The following is a 5,754-nucleotide window of genomic DNA, read 5'->3' on the forward strand; positions in this document are numbered from 1 at the left end:
GCCGCCGACGTGCGGCGCGACCCCGCGCGGCGGCCGGTCGCCCGCCCCCGCCGACCGGGCGGGGTGGCGGTGACTGCCCGTACCCTGGAAAGCCGGACGACCCGGGCGTACACCGCGTCCGGGCCCGGCAGCGTGCCCTGACCCCGGGATGGAACTTCGCTCATGAGCCTGACTGGCCTCCTCGACGCCGTCGTCGCCGACCCCGCGCTCGCCGAGGCGGTCGCCGCGGCCCGCACCGGCCACCGCCGCCACGTCGACCTGGTCGGCCCGCCGGCCGCCCGCCCGTTCGCCGTCGCCGCACTCGCGCGCGAGAGCGGGCGTACCGTGCTGGCCGTCACCGCCACCGGCCGGGAGGCCGAGGACCTCGCGGGCGCGCTGCGCTCCCTGCTGCCCCCGGACGACGTCGTGGAGTTCCCCGCCTGGGAGACGCTGCCGCACGAGCGGCTCTCGCCGCGTTCGGACACGGTCGGCCGCCGGTTGGCGGTGCTGCGTCGCCTGTCGCACCCCCGGGTCGACGACCCGGCGGCCGGGCCGGTGCAGGTGGTGGTCGCCCCCATCCGCGCCGTGCTCCAGCCGCAGGTCAAGGGGTTGGGAGACCTGGAGCCCGTCTCGCTGCGCGGCGGGCAGAGCGCCGACCTCTCCGTCGTCACGGAGGCGCTGGCCGCCGCTGCCTACACCCGGGTCGAGCTGGTCGAGAAGCGCGGCGAGTTCGCCGTCCGCGGCGGCATCCTCGACGTCTTCCCGCCCACCGAGGAGCACCCGCTGCGCGTGGACTTCTGGGGTGACACGGTCGAGGAGGTCCGCTACTTCAAGGTCGCCGACCAGCGCTCGCTGGAGGTCGCGGAGCACGGCGTCTGGGCGCCCCCGTGCCGGGAACTCCTCCTCACCCCCGAGGTGCGGGAGCGGGCCGCGGAGCTCGGGCGGGAGCACCCCGAACTCGCGGAACTGCTCAACAAGATCGCCGAGGGCATCGCCGTCGAAGGCATGGAGTCCCTGGCCCCGGTGCTGGTCGACGACATGGAGCAGCTGCTCGACGTGGTGCCCGACCGCACCCTCGCCGTGGTCTGCGACCCCGAGCGGGTCCGCACCCGGGCCACCGACCTCGTCGCCACCAGCCAGGAGTTCCTCCAGGCGTCGTGGGCCGCCGCCGCGATGAACGACGACGCGGAGGCGCCGATCGACCTCGGCGCCGCCTCGCTGCGCTCGCTGGCGGAGGTCCGGGAGCGAGCGGCGCAGCTCGACATCGGCTGGTGGACGGTGAGCCCCTTCGGCGCCGACAGCGAGGCCGGGGGCGCCGACGACACCGACGACACCCTCCGCCTCGGGCTGCGTGCCCCGGAGAGCTACCGGGGCGACACCGCCCGCGCGCTGGCCGACACCAAGGGCTGGATCGCCGACGGCTGGCGTGTCGTCTACCTCTCCGAGGGCCAGGGCCCGGCTGCCCGCATGACGGAGGTGCTGGGCGACTCAGGCGTCCCCGCCCGCCGCGAGGCCGCGGTGACGGCCGAGCCGCCGGCGTCCGTGGTGCAGGTGGCCTGCGGCGTGCTCGACACCGGCCTGATCGCGCCGGGCATCCGGCTCGCGGTGCTCACCGAGACCGACCTGACCGGCCAGAAGACCGCCGCCCGCAGCGGGGCGCGGATGCCGGCCCGGCGCCGCAAGACGCTCGACCCGCTGTCGCTGGAGGCCGGTGACTACATCGTCCACGAGCAGCACGGCGTCGGCCGCTACGTCGAGATGGTGCAGCGCACCGTGCAGGGCGCGACCCGCGAGTACCTCCTCGTCGAGTACGCCCCCGCCAAGCGAGGCCAGCCCGGCGACCGGTTGTTCGTGCCGACCGACCAGCTGGAGCAGGTCACCAAGTACGTCGGCGGCGAGGCGCCCTCGATGCACCGGCTCGGCGGGGCCGACTGGACGAAGACCAAGGCCCGCGCCAAGAAGGCGGTCAAGGAGATCGCCGCGGACCTCATCAGGCTCTACTCGGCGCGGATGGCCGCGCCCGGCCACGCCTTCGGTTCGGACACCCCCTGGCAGCGGGAGCTGGAGGACGCCTTCGCCTACGTGGAGACCCCCGACCAGCTGACCACCGTCGCCGAGGTCAAGACCGACATGGAGAAGCCGATCCCCATGGACCGGCTGATCTGCGGCGACGTCGGCTACGGCAAGACCGAGATCGCGGTGCGCGCCGCCTTCAAGGCGGTCCAGGACGGCAAGCAGGTCGCGGTGCTGGTGCCGACGACGCTCCTGGTCCAGCAGCACTTCGGGACGTTCTCCGAGCGGTACGCCCAGTTCCCCGTGCGGGTCCGGTCGCTCTCGCGCTTCCAGTCGGACAGCGAGTCCAAGGCGGTCATGGAGGGACTGCGGGACGGCTCGGTGGACGTGGTCATCGGCACGCACCGGCTCTTCTCCGCGGAGACCACGTTCAAGGAGCTGGGCCTGGTCATCGTCGACGAGGAGCAGCGGTTCGGCGTCGAGCACAAGGAGCAGCTGAAGAAGCTGCGCGCCAACGTGGACGTCCTGACGATGTCGGCGACGCCGATCCCGCGGACCCTGGAGATGGCGGTCACGGGCATCCGGGAGATGTCGACCATCACCACCCCGCCGGAGGAGCGCCACCCGGTGCTCACCTTCGTGGGGCCCTACGAGGAGCGGCAGATCGGGGCGGCGCTCCGGCGGGAGCTGCTGCGGGAGGGGCAGGTCTTCTACATCCACAACCGGGTGGAGTCGATCGACCGCGCCGCCGCCCGCCTCCGGCAGATCGTGCCGGAGGCGCGGATCGCCACGGCCCACGGCCAGATGTCGGAGGGCGCGCTGGAGCGGGTGGTGGTGGACTTCTGGGAGAAGAAGTTCGACGTGCTGGTCTCCACCACCATCGTGGAGTCGGGTATCGACATCTCCAACGCCAACACCCTGATCGTGGAGCGCGGCGACACCTTCGGCCTCTCGCAGCTGCACCAGCTGCGGGGCCGGGTGGGCCGCGGTCGGGACCGGGGCTACGCGTACTTCCTCTACCCGCCGGAGAAGCCGCTGACGGAGACGGCGCACGAGCGGCTGGCGACGATCGCGCAGCACACGGAGATGGGCGCGGGCATGTACGTGGCCATGAAGGACCTGGAGATCCGCGGCGCCGGCAACCTGCTGGGCGGCGAGCAGTCCGGCCACATCGCGGGCGTCGGCTTCGACCTGTACGTGCGCATGGTCGGCGAGGCGGTCGCCGACTACCGGGCGTCGGTGGAGTCGGGCGGCGAGCCCGAGGAGACGCTGCTCGACGTCAAGATCGAGCTGCCGGTGGACGCGCACGTCCCGCACGACTACGCGCCGGGGGAGCGGCTGCGGCTCCAGGCGTACCGGGCGATCGCGGCGGCCTCCTCGGAGGACGACGTGCGCGCGGTCCGGGAGGAGCTGACCGACCGTTACGGTCCGCTGCCGGAGCCGGTGGAGAACCTGCTGCTGGTCGCGGGGCTGCGGATGCTGGCGCGCTCCTGCGGCGTCGGGGACATCACGCTCCAGGGCAACAAGATCCGCTTCTCCCCGGTCGAGCTGCGGGAGTCGCAGGAGATGCGACTGAAGCGGCTGCACCCGGGCGTGGTGATCAAGGAGGCCAGCTCGCAGGTGCTGGTGCCGCGGCCGATGACGGCGCGTGTGGGCGGCAAGCCCGTGACCGGTCGGGAGCTGCTGGCCTGGACGGGCGAGTTCCTGACGACGGTCGTCGGCAGCTGACGCCGCGGCCGCCCCCACCCGACCCGGCCCGCCCCACCCCGGCGTTCCGCCGGCCGCCCCGATGCCCCCACCGCACCGGGCCGACCGGCCGACCGCTGTTCCGACGGCCGGCTCAGAACTCGTGGGTCCAGAAGGCCGGCTCGGAGTCCCAGTCGTTCAGCTCGGTGAACTCGATGGTGAGTGAGCCGGCGTCCTCCGGGGCGTCGAAGCCGACCTTGGTGGTGGTCTTCTTGCCGGGCAGGACGCTGCCGACGAGGGTGTCCCCGATGAGCTCGCTGGAGTAGATCTTCGGGGCCTCGACGCCGTCGTCCCCGGCGCGCGCCTCGAAGATCGTCATGTCGCCGTCGTACCGCTCGCTGCCCGTGTTCTCCAGGACGATGGTGAACACGTGGGCGATCTGGCCGTCGCCGCCGAACTCGTCCCACTCGTTCTGGGGCTCGATGACCTCGGGGTCGCTGATGGTGACCTTCAGCCCGATGTTGTCGTAGACGGCCGTCTCGCCGATGGCGAAGGTCCCCCCGGACCCCTCCTCGGCGTCCGCGTCGGCCTGGTCGGCGTCGGCGGTGTCGTCCTTCTCCTCCGCCTCGTCCTTGTCGTCGGAGGCGGGGGACTCCGAGGCGCCGGTGTCGCGCTGCGGCTTGTCACCCTCGTCGGTGCACGCGGTGAGTCCGCCCATCAGCAGGGCGGTGCCCGCGGCCCCTGCCACCGCGAGCATCCGCTGCCGCGCGAAGCCGTACTGCGAGCGACGGCCTCTGGTGCTGCCGACGGTGTTCTTCCACATGATCTGGGTCCCCTCCCGGTTACACGAACCGGCTCCCCTGAACCGGCCCGGTCATCAGATCACATGCCTGTGAATCGCGTCAACAGGTAAATTGCCGCACTGCAACGCTTGCCGTGTACCGGTACGTTCACGGACACTGGGTACGACGCCGGCCGGCCGGCGTCGCGGACGGGGAGTGAACGTGAGCGCAGCGGAGACCCGGGCTGTCCCGGCGGCAGAACCCGAGGTCACGGCCGCGGGTATCGCCAGGCTCGCCGGTGTCGGCCGCGCCGCCGTGAGCAACTGGCGCCGCCGCCACGCCGACTTCCCGCAGCCCGTCGGCGGCACCGCGGCCAGCCCCGCCTTCGCCCTGTACGAGGTCGAGGAGTGGCTGCGGCACCACGGCAAGACCGCCCGGGTCCCCTTGGAGGAGCGGGCCTGGCAACTGCTGCTGGCCGAGCCGGGCGAGCCGTCCGCGACCCTGGTCGCCGTCGGTGAACTGCTCCTCGGCGGCGCGCCTTCCGCCGCCGAAGACCCGGCTGCAGCCGCCGACGACGGTCCTGCCCCGGCGCGCGGCCTGGGCCACCCGCTCCGCGAGGCGGTCGCGGCACTCGCCGCCGAGCGGGGTACCGCGGACGCCTTCCGCGACCTCCTGCGGCGCCATTTCACCGCGCTCACCGTCGTCACCACCCCCGCCGAGACCGCCGCCCTCATGGCCGAGATCGCCGGCCCCGTCCGCAGCGTCCTCGACCCCGCCTGCGGTGTCGGGACCCTCCTCGCCGCCGCCCGCGGTCCCCGCGGCGGCGCGCCCCGCGAGCTGCGCGGTCAGGAGAAGGACCCGGAACTGGCCCGCCTGGCGGGGCTGCGACTGGCGATGCACGGCGCGCACGCCGTCCGGATCGACGCCGGTGACAGCCTGCTCGCCGACCACCACTCCGCTGCCCGTGTCGACGCCGTGCTCTGCCACCCGCCGGCCAACGAACGGCACTGGGGCCACGACGACCTGGCCTACGACACCCGCTGGGAGTACGGCCTGCCCGCCAGGGGCGAGTCCGAGCTGGCCTGGGTGCAGCACGCCCTCGCCAGGCTCCGCCCCGGCGGCACCGCCGTCGTACTGCTGCCGCCCGCCGTCGCCTCCCGCCGCGCCGGCCGCCGCGTCCGCTCGGCCCTGCTGCGGAGCGGCGCGCTGCGCGCCGTCGTCGCCCTGCCGCTCGCCCCGCTGGTCGCGGCCTGCGGTGCGGCCGTGCCCCAGCTCTCCGGCCGCGGCCTCGGCC

At 73.8% G+C, this 5,754-nt stretch carries 3 protein-coding genes; 2 read left to right on the top strand and 1 reads right to left on the bottom strand.

What is annotated here, in order from left to right; all coding sequences use genetic code 11:
* Window positions 1-162: 162 nt before the first annotated feature.
* On the top strand, window positions 163-3,720 hold the full coding sequence (gene mfd, locus HCJ92_RS21455) for a transcription-repair coupling factor (protein ID WP_167935260.1): 3,558 nt from the start codon (window positions 163-165) through the stop codon (window positions 3,718-3,720).
* A gap of 112 nt (window positions 3,721-3,832) precedes the next feature.
* Here mfd and HCJ92_RS21460 read toward each other — a convergent pair whose 3' ends face one another.
* Window positions 3,833-4,501 carry a DUF4352 domain-containing protein gene (locus HCJ92_RS21460; protein WP_167935261.1) on the bottom strand — a complete coding sequence of 223 codons (669 nt, stop codon included), beginning with the start codon at window positions 4,499-4,501 and terminating at the stop codon, window positions 3,833-3,835.
* Between the two features lie 181 nt (window positions 4,502-4,682).
* Here HCJ92_RS21460 and HCJ92_RS21465 point away from each other — a divergent pair.
* On the top strand, window positions 4,683-5,754 hold a 1,072-nt coding region (locus tag HCJ92_RS21465; protein WP_167935262.1), incomplete at its 3' end, for an N-6 DNA methylase.

Origin of the sequence: Streptomyces spiramenti (assembly GCF_012034385.1) — a bacterium.
GTDB classification, from domain to species: Bacteria; Actinomycetota; Actinomycetes; order Streptomycetales; family Streptomycetaceae; genus Streptomyces; species Streptomyces spiramenti.